19 protein-coding genes are annotated in these 21,367 nt (G+C 64.4%); 4 read left to right on the top strand and 15 right to left on the bottom strand.

Translation table 11 applies throughout. From position 1 onward, the window contains the following. Nucleotides 1-14 precede the first annotated feature (14 nt). A complete protein-coding gene (locus tag V5279_RS17125) occupies nt 15-1,031 on the bottom strand; it encodes a sugar-binding transcriptional regulator (RefSeq protein WP_338699261.1) in 1,017 nt (338 codons plus the stop codon). A gap of 134 nt (nt 1,032-1,165) precedes the next feature. On the opposite strand from V5279_RS17125, the gene V5279_RS17120 reads away from it, so the two are divergent. From V5279_RS17120 to V5279_RS17110, 3 genes are read left to right on the top strand one after another with little or no spacing between them, the layout of a single operon-like run. Next, complete coding sequence (locus tag V5279_RS17120; protein ID WP_338699259.1) at nt 1,166-2,446, top strand: FGGY-family carbohydrate kinase; 1,281 nt, start codon at nt 1,166-1,168, stop codon at nt 2,444-2,446. Beyond that, on the top strand, nt 2,443-3,312 hold the full coding sequence (locus V5279_RS17115; protein WP_338699257.1) for a TIGR01459 family HAD-type hydrolase: 870 nt from the start codon (nt 2,443-2,445) through the stop codon (nt 3,310-3,312). The genes V5279_RS17120 and V5279_RS17115 overlap by 4 nt, the downstream gene beginning before the upstream one ends. 11 nt (nt 3,313-3,323) lie before the next feature. Continuing rightward, nucleotides 3,324-4,352 carry a class II aldolase/adducin family protein gene (locus tag V5279_RS17110; RefSeq protein WP_338699255.1) on the top strand — a complete coding sequence of 343 codons (1,029 nt, stop codon included), beginning with the start codon at nt 3,324-3,326 and terminating at the stop codon, nt 4,350-4,352. A gap of 55 nt (nt 4,353-4,407) precedes the next feature. Here the strand turns inward: V5279_RS17110 and V5279_RS17105 are convergent, their stop codons facing one another. The 8 genes from V5279_RS17105 to deoC all read right to left on the bottom strand — a co-directional run bounded on the left by V5279_RS17105 (nt 4,408) and on the right by deoC (nt 13,757). After that, nucleotides 4,408-5,502 (bottom strand): sn-glycerol-3-phosphate ABC transporter ATP-binding protein UgpC, encoded by a 1,095-nt coding sequence (locus tag V5279_RS17105; protein WP_338699253.1) that lies wholly within the window; start codon nt 5,500-5,502, stop codon nt 4,408-4,410. 80 nt (nt 5,503-5,582) lie between these two features. Beyond that, nucleotides 5,583-7,043 (bottom strand): extracellular solute-binding protein, encoded by a 1,461-nt coding sequence (locus V5279_RS17100; RefSeq protein WP_166294530.1) that lies wholly within the window; start codon nt 7,041-7,043, stop codon nt 5,583-5,585. 23 nt (nt 7,044-7,066) lie between these two features. After that, complete coding sequence (locus V5279_RS17095; protein WP_338699251.1) at nt 7,067-8,104, bottom strand: carbohydrate ABC transporter permease; 1,038 nt, start codon at nt 8,102-8,104, stop codon at nt 7,067-7,069. Beyond that, nucleotides 8,101-8,976, bottom strand: a complete 876-nt coding sequence (locus tag V5279_RS17090) for a sugar ABC transporter permease (protein ID WP_338699249.1) — start codon at nt 8,974-8,976, stop codon at nt 8,101-8,103. Before V5279_RS17090 ends, V5279_RS17095 begins: the two co-directional genes overlap by 4 nt. Before the next feature lie 7 nt (nt 8,977-8,983). Beyond that, on the bottom strand, nt 8,984-9,907 hold the full coding sequence (gene rbsK / locus V5279_RS17085) for a ribokinase (RefSeq protein ID WP_338699247.1): 924 nt from the start codon (nt 9,905-9,907) through the stop codon (nt 8,984-8,986). 5 nt (nt 9,908-9,912) lie between these two features. Further along, nucleotides 9,913-10,368: an RbsD/FucU family protein gene (locus V5279_RS17080; RefSeq protein ID WP_338699245.1), complete on the bottom strand. Its 456-nt coding sequence runs from the start codon at nt 10,366-10,368 to the stop codon at nt 9,913-9,915. An 81-nt stretch (nt 10,369-10,449) separates the two neighbouring features. Further along, nucleotides 10,450-12,837 (bottom strand): aldehyde dehydrogenase family protein, encoded by a 2,388-nt coding sequence (locus tag V5279_RS17075; RefSeq protein ID WP_338699243.1) that lies wholly within the window; start codon nt 12,835-12,837, stop codon nt 10,450-10,452. A 2-nt stretch (nt 12,838-12,839) separates the two neighbouring features. After that, nucleotides 12,840-13,757 (bottom strand): deoxyribose-phosphate aldolase, encoded by a 918-nt coding sequence (gene deoC, locus V5279_RS17070; protein WP_338701234.1) that lies wholly within the window; start codon nt 13,755-13,757, stop codon nt 12,840-12,842. 348 nt (nt 13,758-14,105) lie between these two features. Here deoC and V5279_RS17065 point away from each other — a divergent pair, with 348 nt between their 5' ends. After that, nucleotides 14,106-14,900: a DeoR/GlpR family DNA-binding transcription regulator gene (locus V5279_RS17065; protein WP_338699241.1), complete on the top strand. Its 795-nt coding sequence runs from the start codon at nt 14,106-14,108 to the stop codon at nt 14,898-14,900. An 80-nt stretch (nt 14,901-14,980) separates the two neighbouring features. On the opposite strand, the gene V5279_RS17060 is transcribed toward V5279_RS17065, so the two are convergent. From V5279_RS17060 to dinB, 6 genes are all read right to left on the bottom strand, one after another. Further along, nucleotides 14,981-16,132: a substrate-binding domain-containing protein gene (locus V5279_RS17060; RefSeq protein WP_338699239.1), complete on the bottom strand. Its 1,152-nt coding sequence runs from the start codon at nt 16,130-16,132 to the stop codon at nt 14,981-14,983. Between the two features lie 103 nt (nt 16,133-16,235). Then, the gene (locus V5279_RS17055) at nt 16,236-17,228 is read right to left on the bottom strand and encodes an ABC transporter permease (protein WP_338699237.1); all 993 of its coding nucleotides are present in this window, start codon (nt 17,226-17,228) and stop codon (nt 16,236-16,238) included. Further along, on the bottom strand, nt 17,225-17,791 hold the full coding sequence (locus V5279_RS17050) for an ATP-binding cassette domain-containing protein (RefSeq protein WP_338701232.1): 567 nt from the start codon (nt 17,789-17,791) through the stop codon (nt 17,225-17,227). Before V5279_RS17050 ends, V5279_RS17055 begins: the two co-directional genes overlap by 4 nt. Nucleotides 17,792-17,815: 24 nt before the next feature. Continuing rightward, nucleotides 17,816-18,814: a sugar ABC transporter ATP-binding protein gene (locus V5279_RS17045; protein WP_338699235.1), complete on the bottom strand. Its 999-nt coding sequence runs from the start codon at nt 18,812-18,814 to the stop codon at nt 17,816-17,818. 627 nt (nt 18,815-19,441) lie between these two features. After that, nucleotides 19,442-19,651, bottom strand: coding sequence for a hypothetical protein (locus V5279_RS17040; protein ID WP_165123139.1), 210 nt, complete (start codon nt 19,649-19,651; stop codon nt 19,442-19,444). A 112-nt stretch (nt 19,652-19,763) separates the two neighbouring features. Further along, on the bottom strand, nt 19,764-21,362 hold the full coding sequence (gene dinB / locus V5279_RS17035; protein ID WP_338699229.1) for a DNA polymerase IV: 1,599 nt from the start codon (nt 21,360-21,362) through the stop codon (nt 19,764-19,766). Nucleotides 21,363-21,367: the final 5 nt, after the last annotated feature.

Below are 21,367 nucleotides of genomic sequence, written 5' to 3'. Positions count from 1 at the left end.
CTTGTTGACGCTTGTTATGTGTCCTTCCGGGTCTTGCTTCTTGTCTTGCCGGATGTGGTCTCCGGCTTGTCTGTTGCGAGTGCCTTTGCAGTCGCTTCGTCGATGATAAGGCCGTGCAGAACGCCGCTGCGCAGCACCCCGCGCAGCGCGGTCACCTTGGCCGGCCCGCCGCCGATGGCGACGATCCGGTGCTTCCTGAGATCGGGCATGCTCATGGAGGTGGCGCGGGCCGAGAGATCGGTGTCCAGCACGGTTCCGTCGGCGCTGAAGAAATGTCCGAGCAGATCGGCGCAGGCGCCGACACGCTTCAGCTCGACCAACTCGTCGGGCTTGATCATGCCGCTCGACACCAGAAAGCCGTCGCGGCTGATCTGGCCGATGCCGACGAACAGCAGCGAGGCCTTGCGCGCCAGTGCGAACACGTCGGCGATGCCGAATTGCTGCATCAGCACGGCGCGGTCGGCGACCGAATTGGCGAACACCGGCACCGGCAACAAATAGGCTTCCGCGCCGGTGCGCTCGGCGAGCTTGTGAATCACGTCGAACGGATTGGCGGCAAATTTTCGCGTCAGCCCGCCGAGCAGCGACACGAATTGCGCGTCGCGCGCCTGCGTTTGCGGCATCTGCTCGACCACGGCGGCGAGCGTGCGGCCATGGCCGACGCCGATCACCTTGTCGTCGCCGCGCTCGAGGATCTGGCGCAGGAAGCTCGCACCTTCCAGCGCCAGCGCCTTCAGGGGCAGATCGCCCTCACCAAGATCGGGCGCGACGCGGCAGAAGGAAAGACCAAAGCGCTGCGTGAGATCGTTCTCCAGCGCGACGCATTCGGCGACCGGCCCCTCGACGAAAACGCGAATCATGCCCTCGCGGCTGGCGCGCGCGATCAGGCGGTGCGCCTTGGTGCTCTGGATGTTGAGGCGGTCAGCGACCTCCGACTGCGTGAGCCCGGCCGCGAAATACAGCCACGCTGCACGCGTCGCGAGTGACGCCTCGCCGTCGGTCACCGGCAGCCTGTCGGGCGATGCAGCCATGTCCTGAAAAGTCCCCTTGCAAATTTCTTCACGTCCTGCAAAAAATTGCAGAGGCCGGACGGGGCGTCAATCCCCCAAACGTGCTGCAGCGCAACCAATGTTGAAGCGCGCGCACCAAACAGCGGTGAAGTCGGATGGGAGGTTTGTATCTCGGCATTGATGTCGGAACCGGAGGCGTCCGCGCCTGTGCAATCGACACCGAGGCCGGCATCCGCGGCTTTGCTTCGGTCGCACTGCCCGCACCGCGCGTCGACGGCAACGCGATCGACCAGACACCGGAGCTCTGGTGGCAGGCCGCGGTGGCCGCAATCCGCAAGCTTGGCGAGACCGTCAGTCTCGGCGACATCACGCGCATCGTCGTGGACGGCACATCGGGCACGCTATTGCTGGTCGATGCGGCCGGCCGCCCCTGCTCGCCGGGGCTGATGTACAATGACGCGCGCGCCACACGCGAGGCGATGCGCGTTGCGGCAATCGCACCGCTCGAAAGCGGCGCGCATGGCGCGAGCAGCGCACTCGCCAAGCTGCTCTATCTGCTGACCCACGGCTATATCGGCGATGCGCGCCACGCCGTGCACCAGGCGGACTGGATCGCGGGCCGGCTCACCAGCTGTCATGGCATCAGCGACGAGAACAACGCGCTGAAGCTCGGTTACGACCCGGTCGCGCGCGCCTGGCCACCCTGGCTTGACCAGCTCGGTGCGCGCGACGATCTGCTTCCCGAGGTGCTGGTGCCGGGCACGCCATTCGCCGAGATGGATCCGCAGATCGCGCGGTCGCTGGGGCTGCCCCCCACAGCACAGGTCGCGGCGGGCACCACCGATGGCGTTGCGGCCTTCATCGCGACGCGGGCCGACCAGCCGGGCGATGCCGTCACCTCGCTCGGCACCACGCTGGTGGTGAAGCAACTTGCGACCCAGCCGATCTTCGCGGCCGACCAGGGCGTCTATTCGCACCGGCTCGGGGAGCGCTGGCTCGCCGGCGGCGCCTCGAACTCCGGCGGCGCCGCGCTTCTGGCGCATTTCACCGCCGACGAGATGGAGCGGCTGACACCGCAGGTGACGCCCAACGAGCCGACCGGGCTCGACTACTATCCGCTTCCCAAGCCCGGCGAACGCTTTCCGATCGCCGATCCCGCGCTGGCCGCACGGATCACGCCGCGCCCGGCGGAAGATCATCGCTTCTTTCAGGGCCTGCTCGAGGGCATTGCCTCGGTGGAAGCCCTCGCCTATCGGCAGCTGGCGCGGCTCGGCGCACCGCGCCTGCGCCGCGTCATCGGGATCGGCGGCGGCGCGAAGAACGACGCATGGACCAGGATCAGACACCGCATTCTCGGCGTTCCTGTCTCGGTCGCCGAGCAGACCGAAGCAAGCTTCGGCGCCGCGCTGCTGGCGCTGAATGGCGGTCCGCCATGAAGGCCGATGCGACCGCGATCGCCGGCCTTCACGCCATCGTCGACCGCTTCGATCACGTGCTGCTCGACCAATGGGGCACGCTGCACGAGGGGCTGGCGGTGTTCCCTGCTGCGCTGGATTGCGTGGCAAGGCTGCGTGAGGCCGGCAAGCGCATCCTGATCCTCTCCAATTCCGGCAAACGCGCCAGCAGCAATCAGCGACGGCTCGCGGCGCTCGGCCTGCCGCCGGAAGCCTATGACGGCGTGTTGTCCTCGGGCGAGGTCACCTGGCGCGGCCTGCATGCACGCGAGCAGCCTCCCTTTGCAGGGCTCGGACGCGCATGCTTCCTGATCTCGCGCGACGGAGACCGCTCGATCGTCGACGGCACCGCTCTCGCGATGGCTTCGACCGTGTACGAGGCTGATTTCATCCTGCTCGGCGGGCTCGACGATGATACGGCCGAGCCCGAGCGCTGGCGTGCGCTGCTGACGGCGGCCGCCGCGCGGCGACTGTCGATGCTGTGCGCCAATCCTGACCTCGTGATGTTCGGCGCCGCCGGGCTGATCCCGGCACCTGGCGCGCTTGCCGCATTCTATCAATCACTCGGCGGTACCGTGCTGTTCGTGGGCAAACCGTATCCACCGATGTTTGCTGCCGCGCGCGACCAATTGGGACATCCGCCGCCGGACCGGATCCTCGTTATCGGCGACTCGCTCGATCACGACATCGCCGGTGGACGTGCCGCCGGCATGCTGACCCTGTTGATCGGCTCCGGCGCCCACCGGGCGACGCTGGCGCAGGCAAGCAATCTGCCGCAAGCGATCAGGATCGCAGCCGGCACGGCGGCACGGATGCCGCACTGGACGATGGACCATCTGATCTGGTGAGAACACCCCCGATGCGACAGCCTCAAATACTGAACGAATTGCGCCAGATGTCGGCTAGCGTCGGCGCCAATATCCTGCTGGTTCAGGGTGCCGGCGGCAATTCGTCGGTCAAGGATGGCGACGTGCTGTGGGTGAAGGCGTCGGGCACTTGGCTCGCCGATGCCGAGGACAAGGACATTTTCGTACCGGTCGCATTGTCGGCTGCGCGCGCCGCGCTTGCGCAAGGCGACGAACGGGTGCCGCTCGCTCCGAACGCCGGGACGACGCTGCGCGCTTCGATCGAGACCTCGCTCCATGCCCTGATGCCGCACCAGGTCGTGCTGCATGTCCATTCGGTCAACACCATCGCATGGGCGGTGCGAACCGATGCCCGCGACGAATTTGCCTGGCGATTGGACGGATTGGCTTGGCGTTACCTCGACTATCACCACCCGGGACTGCCGCTCGCACGCGCGGTCAGCGAGGCGATTGCACGGGATGCGGTCGACGTCCTGGTCCTCGGCAATCACGGCCTGGTGGTTGGCGCAGCCACCTGCGACGCGGCGGCGGCCATGGTGGCCGACGTCGAGGAGCGCCTCATGCTGGAGCCGCGCAGCGCGCCAACCGCGGATCACGACGCGCTCCGAACGATCTGCGCAGGCGCCGGCTATCGCCTGCCGCGGGATCCGCGCTGCCACGACATTGCCACCGACCGCTACAGCCGCGCGATCGCAACCAGCGGCTCGCTCTATCCTGATCACGTCGTCTTCCTTGGCCCGGGACTACCGGTCCTGGAACATCGCGAGAACCTGAGCGCCATGATCGCACGGACCATTGCGGACGGGCTGGCGCCACCGGTTGCCCTTCTCGTCCCGGACGTCGGCAGCCTCATCCGCGAGGACGCCAGCGACGGCGCGGAAGCCATGCTGACCTGTCTTGCACTGGTCACCTGTCGCCTCCCCCTGACTGCACGCCTCAACTATCTAGCGGCAGAGAGTGAGCATGCGTTGCTGAATTGGGATGCCGAGCGATATCGCCAACAACTGACTGCCGATCGCTGATCCGACCAGGACCGAACGATTTAAGGCGCTCAATCTTCGAAGCGCCATGTCCGCCTTACGTCGGAATGATCTTTCCCGACGATTTGTCGAACAGATGCACGCGATCGAGATCGATTCCTACGTCGAAGGGCCGATCCGGCTCCGCGGTGGTACCGACCTGCACCTGCGCAGTGAATGGAAAGTCGCTGACGGCGCCAATCACCAGCGTGTGCGGCCCCAACGGCTCCACATCCTTCACGATCATACGGATTGTGCTGCCGGCCGGAGCGCCCTGCGGAAGGACGTGGTCCGGCCGCACGCCAAGCACGACCGGCTTCTCGATGCTCCCCGCATAGGCAGCCTCGCGTGATTTCGGCAATCTCAGCGCTGTTCCCGACGGCTCGGTGAAGAGCAGCGCACCGTCGCGCGCGACGATCTCGCCATGAATGAAATTCATGCTGGGTGCGCCGATAAAGCCCGCCACAAAGAGATTGCTCGGCTTCTCGTACAGCGTGATCGGGTCGGCCGCCTGCTCGATCCGGCCGCGGTTCATCACGACGACACGATCGGCCATGGTCATGGCTTCGACCTGGTCATGGGTCACATAGACGATGGTCTTGGCGAGCCGGCGATGCAGCGCCTTGATCTCGGTCCGCATCTCGATCCGAAGTTTGGCATCGAGATTCGACAGCGGCTCGTCGAACAGAAAGACATCGGGGCTGCGCACGATGGCGCGGCCGATCGCCACGCGCTGGCGTTGGCCGCCCGAGAGCTGCTTGGGACGCCGGTCGAGATACTGTTCGAGGTCGAGTACCCGCGCCACATCCTTGACCGCCTTCTCGATGCCGGCGCGTGGTTCGCCCCGCACCTTCATGCCATAGGCAATGTTCTCGCCGACGGTCATATGCGGATAGAGCGCGTAGTTCTGAAACACCATGGCGCAATTGCGCAACCCCGGGCGCAACTGGGTGACGTCGCGGTTTCCGATGCGGATGGTGCCGCTGGTGACGGTCTCAAGTCCCGCGATCATGCGCAAAGTTGTCGTCTTGCCGCAGCCGGATGGGCCGACAAGCACGACAAACTCCTTGTCGGCCACGTTGAGATCAAGCCCTTCGATGATCTTGTAGGGCCCGTATGCCTTGCTGACGTTCTCGATCTCGACGTGCGCCATAAAGTCCTGTTTCCGTCTCCGAAGATCATTGAAGCCCCAGATGACGATCGCGCGTCATCCGGGGCCATCTCAATGGCATGCTAGTTCTTGGGCGGCAGGCCCATCGCCGCGCGATAGGCGGCGAGCTGCTTGGCACGGCCGAACTCGTCGGTCAGCCGATTCCACTCCTTCGCGATCGCGTCGAGCGCGGCCTTCGGCGTGGTCTGGCCCGCCAGCGCCTTGCCGAGCTCGATCTCCACGACCTCGGTGTAGGAGAAGTAGCCGGGCAGACGCATGTCGAGCGCGACATTCTTGGCGTTGATGGAGTCAGACTGCGCGCCGAGATATTCCTTGGCCTCCTCAGGCGAGAAGATCTTGCTCCAGAGCTGCAGATTGGCGGTGTGCGACTTGCGATACGGATTGACGCCGCTGCCGCCGGTGATCGCCGCCTGGCCGGACACATCCGGACTGGTCAGCGTCTTGACGAAGTCCCAGGCCGCCTGCTGGTTCTTGCCGGCCTTCGGCACCGCGACCTGCCAGCCGCCGAATGCCATGAACGGGCCCGGCACAACACTCGGGAACTTGTCCCAGGTCTTGGTCTTGGCGTTCCAGATCTCGTCCGAACCGGGCAGCATCGCCGAGCCGACCTTGCCGGAGATCTTCGATTGCTTGGGATCGGCGGCGATGACGCCGGTGTCGCCCCAGCCGATCGACTCGGCCACCTGACCGCCGGCCACCGCCGCGTTCACCTCGCCGAACGAGAAGTTCAGCGCGTTGGGCGGACCGAGTTTGGAGGCCCGGATATACTCCTCCAGTCCCTTCACCCAGCCCGGATTGTTGATCTGCGCATCCATCGTCTCGGGATCGAAGAACATCGCGCCCGGATAGTTCGGATTGTTGGTGTAGGCCGCAGCATGGCTGAAGAAGAACCAGAACTGCTGGCCACCGCGGCGGAATGCCTCCGCCGTTCCCCACAATCCCTTGTCCGGGCGCTGGAAGAACTCGGCGATGTCGAGATACTGTTTCCAGGTCTTTGGCGGCGCGAGGTCATAGCCGTATTTGGCCTTGAACGCCTCCTTCTCCTTGGGATCGCTGAACAGATCGGTGCGGTAGGTGTAGGTGTGGACGTCGCCGTCCATCGACTGCGAATAGATCTTGCCTTCCCACACCATCAGGCGCTCGCGGTAGGCCGGCTCGATGTCATCCCAGTCCTTGCCGGACTGCATCTCTTTCGGCATCTCGCTGAGATAGGGCACGAAATCCGGCAGCCAGGCCGGCGCGAAGCTGACGAGATCGAATGTCGCGTCCGATGCCGTGAGCGAGGTCGCGATCTTCGGATAGAGCTCCGACCATGGAAACTCGACGACGTTGACCTTGCCGCAAGTCTTCTTCGCCCATTCGTCGGCGCCGAGCTTGAGCGCGGACGCGATATAGGGGCCGGTCTGCGACGCCACCGTCAGGGTGACGCCGGTATAGTCCGGGCTGCAGGCAGCGCTCGCCTCGCCCACGCCGCAAACTGTCGCCAGCGAAGTGGCAAGCATCAGGAACGTTCGTCGCAACATTATTTTGTCCTCCCTAGGTTTTCTTACTTGATAGCTCCGAGCAGCAGGCCCGACCGCATCATCCGGCTGAGCAAACCTGCCATGATCATCATCGGAACGATGGCGACGAGCGCCGCCGCCGAGATCGCCCACCATTCGTCGCCGCGCTGGCTGTTCTGCCCCGCCACCAGGATCGGAAGCGTCTGCCATCGCGAATTGGTCAGGAACAGCGCAAACAGGAACTCGTTCCAGACAAAGGCCAGCGTGATCATGAACGTGGCGAGCAACCCGTTCATCGACATCGGCACCACGATGCCGACGAAGATGCGCCAGCTCGGCACGTTGTCGACCATCGCGGCTTCCTCGACCTCGATCGGGATCGCCTCGAAGAAGTCGCGCATCAGCCAGACCACGATCGGAAGCGAGAAGGCGACGTAACACAGCGTCAGGCCGATATAGCTGTCGATCAGCTGGAAGCCGAGCCGGCCGATCTCGCTGTAGAGCAGATAGAGTGCAAAGGCCGTGACGATCGGCGGGAACATGCGCTGGCTGACGAACCAGAACAGAATGTCCTCGTTACCGAGGATCGGCCCGGGCAGCGGCAGGCGGTTGGCAATGATCGCAACGGCCAGCGCGATCGGGAACGCGAGCAGCAGCGCCTGCGGTCGGGTGAATCCAAAATTATTATTGAAGACGAGGTAACCGCCGAGTGCGAGCAGGAAGAAGGCAAGGCCCGCACCGAGCCGGACCCTGAATTCGAACCGCACCAGCGCATAGGCGGCCATCGCGCCGATCGCGGTGGCGATCGCGGCTGCCGACAGGCCCACGATGGTCGAGTTCAGGAAGGTCCGGAAGAACTCGCCGCGGATGCCCTGATAGAGGTCGATGAAGGGCTGCAGGGTCGGCGTGAAGTCGATGAACGGCAGATAGGTCGGGCCGCCGACCACGCCGGGCGGCGTCTTGAACGCGGTCACGACCACCCAATAGAGCGGAAACACCGTGATCAGGCACCAGACGAGAACACCCGCGGCGACCAGCCGGCGGCTCCAAGGCGACAATCCGGTCAAGCCCTGCCCGCTCATCGGCGCTTCTCCAGATGCGGCCGGAGCAGCGCCAGATAGGTGACGCCGATGATCGTGATGGCGATCAAGAACAGGAAGCTGAGCGCCGACGTGTAGCCGAGATTGAACTTCTTGAAGCCCTCCTGATAGGCGAACAGGGTCAGGGTCTCGGTATCGACTCCAGGCCCGCCGCCCGTCATCACGAACACGGTGTCCATGATCTTGTAGCTCTCGATCAGGCGAATGAAGACCACCGCGGCCGAGATCGGCAGCAGCATCGGAAAGGTGATGCCCCAAAACTGCTGCCAGGCGCTGGCGTTCTCGAGCTCGGCGGCCTCGTAAACGTCCTCGGGCAGCGTCTGCAGGCCGGCCAGCATCATCAGGATGATAAAGGGCGTCCACTGCCAGACCTCGACCGCGATGATGCAGGCGAGCGCCCAGTGTCCATTGGTGAGGAACGGCAAATTGACCAGGCCGAACTTGCCCAAGAGCTGATTGAGCGGTCCCATGGTCGGGTTGAAGATCATGCGCGCGACCAGCGCAACCGCGACCGGCGCGAGCAGCATCGGCAGCAGCAACGCGACGCGAAACAGCCGTTCGCCCGGCACGCGCGCATTGAGCGCGAGCGCCACCCCAAATCCGATCGCATATTGCAGGCCCACGGCGATGAAGGCGATCAGCGTCGTGGTGAAGATCGCATTCCAGAACCGCGGCTCCTGCAGCAGCGCGGCATAATTGCCCAGCCAGACCACCCGCGGCGGGATCGGCGGAATCAGGCGGTAGCTGAGGAAGCTGGTGGTCAGCGAATAGATCAGCGGAAAGATCGAGATCGCCAGCACGACGAGCACCGCTGGCCAGATGAAGACGTGCTTGATCGGATCATTCCGCATCATCGGAGGATCAGCCCTTCAGCAGCGCTTCGATCTCCGCACGCCGCGGCATCGCCGGCGCCGTCCCCGGTCGCGTCACCGAGATTCCCGCCGTGGCCGAACCGAAGCGCGCAGCCTCCAGCGGATCGACGCCATCCGCGAGCGCCGCCGCGAAGCCGCCGACGAAGGCGTCGCCCGCGCCGGTGGTCTCAACCACCTTGCCGGCCGCGAAGGGCGGCACGTGCAACGAGCGGTCCCGCGCATGGAACAGGGCGCCGCGCTCGCCGAGCGTGATCAGCGCGGTCCCCGCCCCCTTGGCCAGCAGCGCGTCGCCGGCGCGGCGAGCGCCGTCGAGATCGCCCACCGCGATCCCGGTCAACGCTTCGGCCTCAGTCTCGTTGGGGACGACATAGTCGCACAGCGCAAACAGGCTGCTGTCGAACTTGATCGCCGGTGCCGGATTGAACACCGTGATGCTGCCGGCCGCGCGCGCAATTTCAAGCCCCCTGAACGCCGCGTCGACCGGCTGCTCGAGTTGCGTCACGAACACGCGGCTGTCGCGAATGGCACCCGCCACCGCGTCGATATCGGCTGGACTGATACCGCCCGCAGCACCCGGCACCACGATGATCGCGTTATCGCCGCGCGTCTCGTGGACATAAATGAACGCCGCGCCGGTCGGCGCTTCCGCCGTCCTGGCCACACGCGGCCGGATTCCCTCGGCCTCCCAGGTCTTGATCGCAAGTTCGCCGAAGGCGTCGCTGCCGATCCTGGAGATAAAGGTCACGGCAGCGCCCGCACGCGCGGCCGCGACCGCCTGATTGGAGCCCTTGCCGCCGGGTCCCATCGCAAATCCTGACCCGGCGATCGTCTCGCCGATCGCGGGCATATTGCCCGCACGGAACGCGAGATCAACGACGAACACGCCGAGGACGGCGACGCCATTCCTGCTCATGGGAATCATTCTCCGTCCGGGGCGACCACGCCCTTGCTGAACAGGAAGCAGCCGTAGAAGCGGCGCTCGCCGGTTGCGATCACGCAATAGGCGGACTTGGCTTTCTCATAGAAGGCGTGGCGCTCGACGCCGACCAGCGGCCAGGATCGCCCTTCCGCGCGATCGATCGCGGCCTGCACCTCGCGCTGCACAGGCGGCACCTCCTGCGGCTGGCCGACGATCTCCATCCGGATGGCCGCATCGTCGACGAAGGTATCGAGCGGCATGACGGAGAGAATGGCCTCGATCGCCCTCGCGGTGCTGACATTGTCGATACGCAGCAGCCGGCCGAACACCGTCTGGCGCGCGATGGAATCGGCTGGAAAGTTGGTATCGCAAACGACCAGACGGTCACCATGCCCCATGACGCGCAGCGCATAGAGCACATCGGCATTGAGCAATGGATCGATGCCCTTCAGCATGTTGCCTTCCCTCCTTGATCCTCGAAATCGTCCGAACTCTGGCGGTTCGGATCCCCTGTTCGCTACGGTGACGCGTCGCCCCTAGTCACCATAGGGGATCCAGATGTTCTTCACCTGCACGGCGTGGCGCAGCAGGATCGTGCCTTCACATGCAGCCCTGTCGTACCAATCGAGCAACAGACCGTGATCGACGAGCGTGCGCTTGAGATTGCCGATCGACAGCCGTTCCGCCGCCGCCGACGCCTCCTGCGATCCGAACGCCCAGAGCGCGTCGACATCATCGTGCTCGGCGAGGACCTTCACCAAACCGTCGCGATCGCCCGTGACGATATTGACGACGCCCGCCGGCACATCCGATGTCTCCAGGACCTGGTAGAAATCGGTCGCGGCGAGCGGATGCCGCTCGCTCGGCACGACGACGACGCGATTGCCCATTGCTATCAACGGCGCCACCAGACTGACGAAACCGAGCAGCGGCGCCTCGTCCGGGCAGGCCGCACCGACGACTCCGATCGGCTCATGCATCGCGAGCGCCACGCCGCGCAATGGCGGCGCGTGGACAGTTCCTTCGAATTTGTCGGCCCAGGCCCCATAGCTGAACAGCCGCTCGATGCTCGTGTTGACCTCGGCACGCGCCTTGGCGGCCGTTATGCCCGTCATGTCGGTGATACGCCTGGCGAATTCGTCACTGCGCGCGGACAGATTCTCGGCAAGGTAATAAAGGATTTGGGCGCGATTATGCGCCGTCGCCCGCGCCCAGGCTTCGGCGGAGCGCGCCGCGGCCACGGCATTGCGGATGTCCTTGCGGTTGCCCTCGCCGGCCTCGCCGAGATGCCGCCCCTTCGGCGAAAGCACCGCGCGCGAATAATTGCCGTCGGGACGAACCTGCTTGCCGCCGACAAACAGTTTTGCCGTGCGATCGATCGCCGGCACGCCATACCCGCCATCATCAGCGACAGGCGCCGGTGGCGGCAACGCCTCCACGCGCGCCTTGCGCCCGCTCCACGCCTTCGGCTTCAGATACTCGTACATGCCCTCGCGGCCGCCCTCGCGGCCGAAGCCGGACTCGCGGTAACCGCCAAAGCCGACGCTGGCATCGAACAAATTGGTCGCGTTGATCCAGACGACGCCGGCCAAAAGCTTCGGCGCGATATCCAGCGCCAGCCCGATCGTCTCGCTCCATATGCTTGCGGCAAGCCCATAGCGCGTGTTGTTGGCGAGCATCACCGCCTCGTCGGGCGTGCGGAATGTCATCGCCACCAGCACCGGCCCAAAAATCTCCTCGATCGCCACCGTCGAAGCCGGATGCACATTCCAGAGCAGGGTCGGCGGATAGAAGCAGCCCTCCGCCGGCAGCGCGCCCGGCGCCTGATATTTCTCGGCGCCCTCCTTCACCCCGGTCTCGACCAGCGACTTGATCCGCTCAAGCTGCACAGGCGCGACCACCGCCCCCATGTCGATCGCCTTGTCGAGCGGCGGGCCGACGCGAAGCGTCTCCATGCGCCGGATCAGCCGCCGGCGAAACGTCTCCGCGATACCTTCCTGCAGCAAGAGCCGCGAACCGGCGCAGCAGACCTGCCCCTGGTTGAACCAGATCGCATCGACCACGCCCTCGACGGCGCCGTCGATGTCGGCGTCATCGAAGACGATGAAGGGCGATTTGCCGCCGAGCTCGAGCGTCAGCGACTTCCCGGTGCCCGCGGTCGACTGGCGGATCAGCCGGCCGACCTCGGTCGATCCTGTGAATGCGATCTTGTCGACGCCCGGATTCTCGACAAGCAACGCACCCGTCGCGCCATCACCGGTCACGACGTTCAGCACGCCCGGCGGCAGACCGGCCTCCGCCGCAAGCTCGGCGAACAAAAGTGCCGTGAGCGAAGTAAATTCCGCGGGCTTGAGCACCACCGTATTGCCTGCGGCCAGCGCAGGCGCGATCTTCCACGCCAGCATCAGCAGCGGGAAATTCCAGGGAATGATTTGTCCGATCACGCCGATCGGCACCTGATCGGCGAACTCGCGCTCCTGCAGCTGGGCCCAGCCGGCGTGATACAAGAAATGGCGCGCGGCGAGCGGCAGGTCGAGATCGCGGGTTTCCCGGATCGGCTTGCCATTGTCGATCGCCTCCAGCACCGCGAACAACCGCGCGTGACGCTGCAGCATGCGCGCCAGTGCATAGAGATGGCGGGCGCGGCCGTGGCCGCCGAGCTTGGCCCAAAGTGGTTGCGCTGACCGCGCGGCGCCGACCGCAGCCTCGACATCGGCGGAAACGCCCTGCGCGATCTTCGCCAATGTCTTGCCGGTGGCCGGCTCGATCGTCGTGAGGTGCTTGCCGGATTGCGGCGCGACAAACTTGCCGCCGATGCAATGTCCGAAAGTCGCGTCGTGCCGCTTCAGCCAGGCGCGCGCCTCGCCGTCGGCCTCGGGCGCGGGACCATAGTCCATGGTCTCGTAGTATTGTGCGACGCTCATGCTCAGCCCACGGGATGACGGTTGAAGGCCGAGTAGCGGCCGGTGACGTGATGCTCGAGCTGGCGCTCGATGTCGGCGAGCAGGCTGGAGGCGCCGATGCGGAAAAGATCCGGCTCGAGCCAGTCGCGGCCCAATTCCTCCTTCATCAGGAATTGATAGTTGAGCACGTCCTTGGCGGTCGAAATTCCCCCGGCCGGCTTGAAGCCGATCCTGTAGCCGGTGCGCTCCTGGTAAAGGCGGATCATCCGCAGCATTGCGAGCGTCACGGGCAGCGTTGCATTGACGCCTTCCTTGCCGGTGGAGGTCTTGATGAAGTCCGCGCCGGCCATCATGCAAACCATCGAAGCCTTGGCGACGTTGCGCAATGTCTTGAGGTCGCCGGTGGCCAGGATCGTCTTCAGATGCGCCTCGCCGCAAGCCGCGCGAAAATCCCTGACCTCCGTATAAAGCGCACGCCAATCGCCGGTCAGCACATGCTCGCGGGTGATGACGATGTCGATCTCCTGCGCGCCGTCGCGGACCGACGCCTCGATTTCCTTGAGCTTAATGTCGTGCGGCACAAGGCCAGCCGGAAATCCGGTCGACACCGCGGCGACAGGGATACGGGATCCGTCGAGCGCCTCGACCGCCGTGGCGACGAAACGGTGATAGACGCAGATCGCGCCAGTGTGCAGATCGCGCCCGGCAAAGCCGAGCGCCTCGAGCAGGTCGCTGCGGACCGGCGCCTTCGCCTTGGCACAGAGTCGCTTCACCCGCTCCGCGGTGTCGTCGCCATTGAGCGTCGTCAGATCGATGCAGGTGATCGCCTTGAGCAGCCAGGCGGCCTGCGCGTCCTTCTTGACAGTACGCCGGCCCGGCAAGCTCGCCACGCGCCGCTCGGCGGCGGACAGATTGATCCTGATGTCGTCGACCCAATCCATCTCGAGCGGTCGGCCGCTGTTGCGCGCGACCGGATAGAGATCGCCATCGCCCTGCGCACGGGGCTGCACCGGCACCGCGGAAGGGTTTGGCATGAGCACGCTCTGCACCATCGCAACGCCCGCGGTTCTAGCGAATCGAGCAGATCGGCAGATAGACTGAATGTGTCCATTGCAACATGGGATCCTCCCAGACCTTGCCCGCCGGAGCCGCAGCCCGCCGATGCATGACATCGTCAGACCGCGGATTGGCCGCCAGCCCTCGATGTTATTATTGCAACATATTGTCGTTGCTAAACTCACATCATTGTAAGATCATTGTCAACCGGATAAGCAAGCTCGGTGAGCAAAATGGCTGAAACACCGAACGCACGACCCAGCGAGACACGCGTTCAGCGCCTGCAGCGGCTGCGCCGCGCTGTCGAAAGCAGCGGCGCGCTGCACCTGAAGGATGCCGCGGAGCTGCTCAAGGTGTCCGAGATGACGGTGCGGCGCGACCTCGCCGGACCGGAGGCTGCGCTCGCCCTGCTCGGCGGCTACGTCGTGAACGCGGCGTCTCCGACCGGCATCAAGTACACGTTCGAGCAGGAGATCGATCAGCACACCCAGGACAAGCTGCTCGCCTGCCGGTCGGCGGCGGCATCGATCAAGGAAGGCGACACGATCTTCATCGACTGCGGCACCACGATGCAGTCGCTGGCGGACTGCCTGCCCGAGGATCTGCCGCTCTCGGTGATCTGCTATTCGATGAATGTGGCGACGATCGTCACGCGGCGACCGGCCACGCAGGTGATGCTGATGGGCGGGCTCTATCATCCGTCATCGCAGTCGTTCTCGTCCGACGACGGGCTGTCCTATCTGCGGCGGCTCGGGATCAACAAGGCCTTCATCTCCGCCGGAGGCCTGCACTGGACCCGCGGCTCGAGCTGCTCCAATTTTCACGAGGTCGCGATCAAGCAGGCTGCGATCGCCACCGCGATGGAAAGCATTCTGGTCGTCGATGCCAGCAAGCTCGGCAGTCTCAAGCCCGCCTTCTTCTCGGACGTCAGCGCGTTTTCGCGGATCATCGTCGGCGGCTCGGTGCCGTCAGACATGCGCAAGCACTTCCGCAGCCTTCCTGTCGAGTATGTGACGAGCGCAACCTGATCCGAACGGGGGCTGGCTCGCCCGGATCAGGCTGGTCGGCGATGCGTGGCCTCGCAAAACCGCGCATCGCGGGTCAAGGCTCAGTTGCAGGCAGGCTTGGCCTTGTTGCAGGCATCCATCAGTTCGGGCGGCGGCTCCTTCTTGAACACCGTCTTGTAGGACTCCAGCACGTTCGACTGCGTCACCGGCAGCGACTGCACGCCGATCCAGCCGGGCGTTTCCTTGCCGAGCAGCGCATTCATCATCGCCAGTGCCTCGGCGACGCCCTGATCATAGGGACGCTGCGAGCCGGTCGCCTTCAACGGACCGCCCTTGGCGATCTCGATCGCCGATTGCAGGCCGAGGTCAACGGTCGTGACCGGGATGTTGATGCTCTGAGCGCGCATCGAACTCAGCGTATCCAGCGCCGGCTGATCCCAGACCGCGAACAGGCCCTTGATATCAGGGTTGCCGGTAAGGAAGTCGCCGGCGATCTGCGAGACCTTCGGCGGGTCGGTGAAATCGACCTGCTTCAGCTTGATGTCCGGCCGGTTCGCCTTCATCCACTCGCGCACGCCCTTGGTGCGCTCGTTGGTGCTGAAATAGTCGACACCGAAATTGACCAGGCCGATGGTGCCGCCCTGCGCAACGCAGGACGCAAGGATCTGGGCTGCGATCAGCCCGTTGCCCTGGCTGTCTGCCGAGACCATCGCGGCATATTCCTCGGGATGTTTCAGGCCGGTCGGGATGCTGTCCATCAACACCAGCTTGATGCCGGCCTTGGCGATCTTCTTGTAGGTCGGCGCGGTCGCGGTGAAGTCGACCGGGATCGAGATGATGCCGTCCGGATGCTGCTGGATCGTATTCTCGATATCGGCGATCTGCTTGTCGACCTGATATTCGGCGGAGGCGACGCCCGTCACCGTCACGCCGTATTTCTTCAGCGTGTCGGTGATGCCCTGAATCTGGAGCTGCGACCAGTCCAGGTTGACAGTCTGCATGGAGATGCCGACCTTGAAATGCTTCTCCTTGATCTTGGCAGCATCGGCGTCCGACAGCGCGAGCACTTCGGGTGAGGCGGCCTTCTCGCCATGCGGTCCCTGGCCGACGATCGATTTCGGCCCGAGCGTCGCGAGGTCAACACCCTTGACGCAGGTTGCGGGGACTTCGGCGCGGGCCGAGGAAGCGATCGAGATGGCCGTCGCAGCAATCAGCATGGTCAGCGGCACACTTTGTCGCAAGATTGGCTTCATTGTTTCCTCCCATTTTGGTCGCCGATTGACCGAGGGCCGGCGACCTTGCCCCTACCCGTGCATCGCGATGATTCCGAGCCTCATGCGCTGCGTTCGACCTCGACTAGCGTTTGGTGAAGGCCACCGCGGCCACGATGATTGCGCCCTTGATCACGAGCTGCATCGGCGAACTGACACCGAGCAGCACGAGACCGTTGTTGAGCGTGCCGATGATCAGGCTGCCGAACAGCGTCCCCAGGATGTAGCCGCGTCCGCCGAACAGGCTGCAGCCGCCGAGGATGACGGCTGCGATGACGTCGAGCTCCATGCCTTGCACGACATCGGGCCGCGCGGCATGCGAACGCGCGGAGAGCACCAGCGCTGCGAGGCCGGCCAGCGTGCCGGTGAGAACAAAGGCCGCCGTCGTCACCCATTTGGTGTTGATGCCGGAATACAATGCCGCGGTCGGGTTGCCGCCGACGGCGTAGATCCTCCGCCCGAACACGTTGTAGTGCAGCAGCAGGATGCCGACGATCATCGCCGCCAGCGTCCAGGCAATCGGCACGGGGATGCCGAGAAAAGACCCCTCGCCGAAGATCGCAAAATAGGTCTCGTTGGTGATGATGACCGGCTTGGTGTTGGTGACCATCATCGCCAGTCCGCGCGCCATGCTCAGGGTGCCAAGCGTCACCAGGAAGGACGGGATCTGAAGCTGCGTGGTCAGGATGCCGTTGAGCAACCCGACCAGCGCACCGGTGCCGAGCCCGGCGGCGGCGCCGACGATCCAGCTGTTGCTGATCTGGCTCATCGCGAGCGCAGCCGCCATCCCCGACAGGGCCAGCGTCGATGCCACCGACAGATCGATCTGGCGCGCGATGATGATGAAGGTCATGCCGACCGCGATAATCGACACCAGCGTCGTCTGCCGTCCGATATTCAGGAAATTCTGGACCGACAGGAACCAGGGCGATGACAGGCTGAACACGACCAGCAGGATCACGAAGGCGATGTAGAGCATGTAGGGCCGCTCGCCGCGCAACAGGTTCTGCAGCAGCTTGCGGCGGCGGTCGGATCTCGTCGGCGATGCGACGACGTTGGGGGCAGTCAGTTCGGTCATGCGGGCAACTCGTGCAATGCGGCTTTGTCAAAAACGCCTTGGCCGGACGCCTGGTACAGTTGAAGCAGATGGTGGAGCTCTTCGGCGTCGTCGATCTCGCCGCGTACAAGCGTGCGGGCGACGCAGCCGTCAACGATCACCGAGGTGCGGTCGCAGAGCTCGATCAATTCGACCAGATCGGACGACACGACCAGCACAGCGGTGCCGTCGCGAGCGGCGTGCCGGATCACGGCATAGATCTCCTCGCGCGCGCCGACGTCGACGCCGACCGTGGGTTCGTCCAGCAGCAGGATGCGCGGCCTCGGATCATTCCACTTGCCGAACACCACCTTCTGCTGATTGCCGCCGGAGAGCGTCCTGACCAGGCTCGACGCGCCCGGCGCCTTCACTGCAAGCCTGCTAATCGCGGTCTCCACGCGCCTGGAAGCTGCGGCCTGCTGCATCCAGCCCCAACGCGAGAAGTAAGGCAGCCGCGACAGGGTGACGTTGCGCTCGATCGAATGGTCGAGCACCAGGCCCTGGACGTGGCGATCCTCCGGCACCAGGGCTACTCCGCGATCGATCGCATCCGCCGGGTTCTTTGGCAGTCAATCGCGGCCGTCGATCTGCAACGTGCCATGCTCGACGGCACGGAGCCCAAAGATCGTCTCGAGAATCTCGGTACGCCCGCTGCCGATCAATCCGGCCAGCCCGTGAATTTCGCCTTTCAGGACCGACAGGTCGACAGCACGCATCCGGTCATTGGAGACATTCGACAGCGACAGAACCGGAGCCGCTTCGAAGGCGCGGGCAGCTTGCGGCTCGGTCCTCGTCGTCACCGGCAACGCCCGATCGATGCCGACGATGGCATTGACCAGCCGCTTCATGTCAGTATCGGCGGCGACGAAGGTGCCGGCATTGGCGCCGTCGCGCAGCACGGTCACGCGCTGCGAAATCTCGAAGACTTCATTCAGCCGGTGCGTCACATAGATCACGCCGACGCCGCGGCGCGTCACCTTGCCGATCGCTTCGAACAGGATGCGGACCTCGTCCGATGTCAGCGAGGACGTCGGCTCATCGAGAATGAGCAGCCGCACCTCGCCCATCAGCGCCTTCGCGATCTCCGTCATCTGGCGATAGGCAAACGGCAGCGAGCCGACGGTGGCCTTGATATCGAGGGGGATGCCAAGCTGCGTCAGGAACGCCTCGGCCTGTGCCATCAATTCGCGCTTCCTGACGAAGCCGAAACGGGTGCGTGGTTCACGACCGAGCAGCAGATTGTCGGCTACGCTCAAGGACTCAACAAGGCTGAGGTCCTGATAGACGACGGCGATCCCCGCCTCGCGCGACTTTGCTGGACTGTCGAATGCCACCCGCCGGCCCGCAATCTCGATTGAGCCGCTGTCGAAGGTATGAACACCGCTGAGAATCTTGATCAGCGTGGATTTTCCGGCGCCGTTCTCGCCCAGCAGCGCATGCACCTCGCCGGCCCGCACCTCGAGGCTGACGTCGCGCAGCGCGCGCACGCCGCCAAAGCGCTTGTTGATGCCGTTGACCAGCACAAGCGGCGGCGTCGGTTGTGCTGCAACCGAACCAGACGGCTCCACCTTCTCCTCCCACTCCGCCCATCGCTGCTACGATGGTGACATCGTGTTATTTTCCGAACTATTTATGTTATAATTCTACCATCCGGGTCGATTGTCAACGGATGGCTTCGCGGTTGGACGGGGGTTTTCAGCTCCGCAGGACGTGCCCCGCTCCTCGGAGACCCGATGGGGCTTGGGGCTGAGGCCGCGCAATGGAGCGGAATCCCGGGCAGTGCCACGCGCGACGCCTTGCTGCCGCGTGTCGTGGATCGTACGAGCCGGGCCGCTTGGCCTCACGGCGAGCGCCCCCCAAGGCAGGGCCATGGCCGGCGCGCGCTCGACATGCTGGTGCAGGTCACGCGATCATCCGGGAGCCGACGAATCCAGATGGGCCGGATGAACGACTGCTCGGCCGCCACGCCCGGCCAGCACAACGACGGCGCAGGCCAGGCGTGCCCGACGCTGAGCGCGATATCGATCGCTACAAGGCAGCACAACCGCGGGCCGCGACGAAAGCCGATCAGGTTCAGTCACCGCGTCGACATCAAGGTTGTAGACTGCTTGCGGCTAGCTAGATCAGTTTCTCGGCGGTGCGATCCCCTGCCCTTCGAGCTATTTCTCCGGACGGCCTGGCCGCGACCTGATCTCCTAGGTCAGCATCGAGATGATCGATTGCAGCTGATTGGACGCTGAGGTGACAAGTCCGTCGAACGACGTCTGGCCGTGAGCGGCGGCTCTCAGGATGCATTCAGCAACGGCCGCCTTGAGACCGAAAACGGATTGATCCGCAGGAACGCTGGCCATGACCGTGTCCAACGCATCGCGCATGGTCTGGATCAGTTCGGCGCTGTGCTTCATGGCTGTCCTCCGCATCCCCAGAATAGGCCGAGTGCGCGAGGTCACCACTCACAAGGGCGCGATTCCAAATTGCCTTTTGTTAATGGACTGACGAGAAAGTGAATCACGAATTCTAGAGGTCTTTCTCGGCAAGCTTGCGAAATTCATCGGGGACCGAACGAACAGCCTCCAGCGCCGCCGAACCGTATCCGATCGCGTCCCAGCCAAAGCGATCGCGGATCCTGTCGATGGCACAGTCTGCCGCCCAGCGGGCCATCCCCGGCGGACTTCCAGGGCGAAGTGCTTCATCGGCCAGTCCGAGCGGGAGGTCGAGAGCAAGATCCCAGTGTTCCTCGAGGTGCGACACCGAGATAGCCAGAAGCGAGATGATCTTCTCGCCCGGGTGGTCAGCAAGCGCAGCGCGTACCAGACTTCCGGCGAGGCGGGCGAGGATCATTGTCGTGCACACCGGCGCATCGAGCGTCATCGACCGTGTCACCGACTTCAGGTCGGCGAAACGAACGCGCACCGTCACGGTACGTCCAGGCCGGGATTTTGCCCGAAGCCGCGTGGCGACGCGGTCGGCGAGATGAAGCAGCGTTGGCCGAATGACTTGCTCGATCGCCGGCTTTCGGCCAAGCGCCGATTGTGCTCCTGCCGAGCGCGCACGGCGGTGCGGCTTGAGTTGTCGTGGATCGCGATTCCAGGCCAGGGCTGCGAGCTTCTCGCCCGCCGCGGGACCGAGCAACCTTGCCAACGACCGTTCGGACAATTTGGCAAGCTGTCCGATTGTCGAAACACCGATCGCCGCCAGCCGCGTCCGGGTGACCGGCCCCACACCCCACATCAGTTCAACCGGCAATTCGTGAAGGAATTTCAGCTCGGCGTCGGGATCAACCACGACAAGCCCGTCGGGTTTTGCGACTTGCGAGGCGACCTTTGCCAGATGCTTGGTGCGTGCGACGCCCACCGAGATCGGCAAACCGAGCTCAGTGCGTACGCGCCGCCGGATCGCCGCGGCGATCTCGGCGGGCGTTCCGAACAGGTGCGTGCAGCCGGCAACGTCGGCGAACGCCTCATCGATCGAAATGCGCTCGACGAGCGGTGTGAAATCGCCGATCACCTTGATGGCCGCATCACCCAGCCGCTGGTAGTCGCTGAAATGCCCGCCGACAAAAATGAGCTGCGGGCACAGTTCGCGCGCTTCCCGTCCCGACATGCCGCCACGCACGCCGAAGGCCTTGGCCTCGTAGGACGCGGCAAGCACAACCCCGCCCCCGACGGCGACCGGCCTGCCTCTCAGCATAGGCTCAAGCAGCTGCTCGACCGACGCGTAAAATGCATCGAGGTCGGCGTGAAGGATCGTCGCTGCCGTTGCCATCTCAAGCCGTTCACCCCGGCCCCCGACCGAAATTGGTCGACCCCAGATGCGAAGATTGACACCAGAACAAAACAAGAACAATATGTATCCGGAATTTATGATTGTGCTGGCGTGCGGCATGACGGATGTCAGTCCGTCAATGCGCCTTGTCGATCGTTCGCGTATCGGCGCGTCTGTCGGCCTCCGTTCATTGACGGACAAGCTCTTTGGGGTTGATATCCTCAAATGAACGATCACGCTCATCAGGTGGACTTTCAGGCCACGGCCTCGCTTTACAAGTGGCCGTCTCTCAACAATGCCAAGCGAGAGGATCGGGTACCCTATATGGTCGTCAACGGGACGCTCGACCAATGCAT

It is taken from the genome of Bradyrhizobium sp. 26S5 (genome assembly GCF_036923295.1).
GTDB lineage: Bacteria > Pseudomonadota > Alphaproteobacteria > Rhizobiales > Xanthobacteraceae > Bradyrhizobium > Bradyrhizobium septentrionale.
Note: the sequence above shows the minus strand (reverse complement) of the source record. Positions and strands in the feature narration are given on the sequence as shown.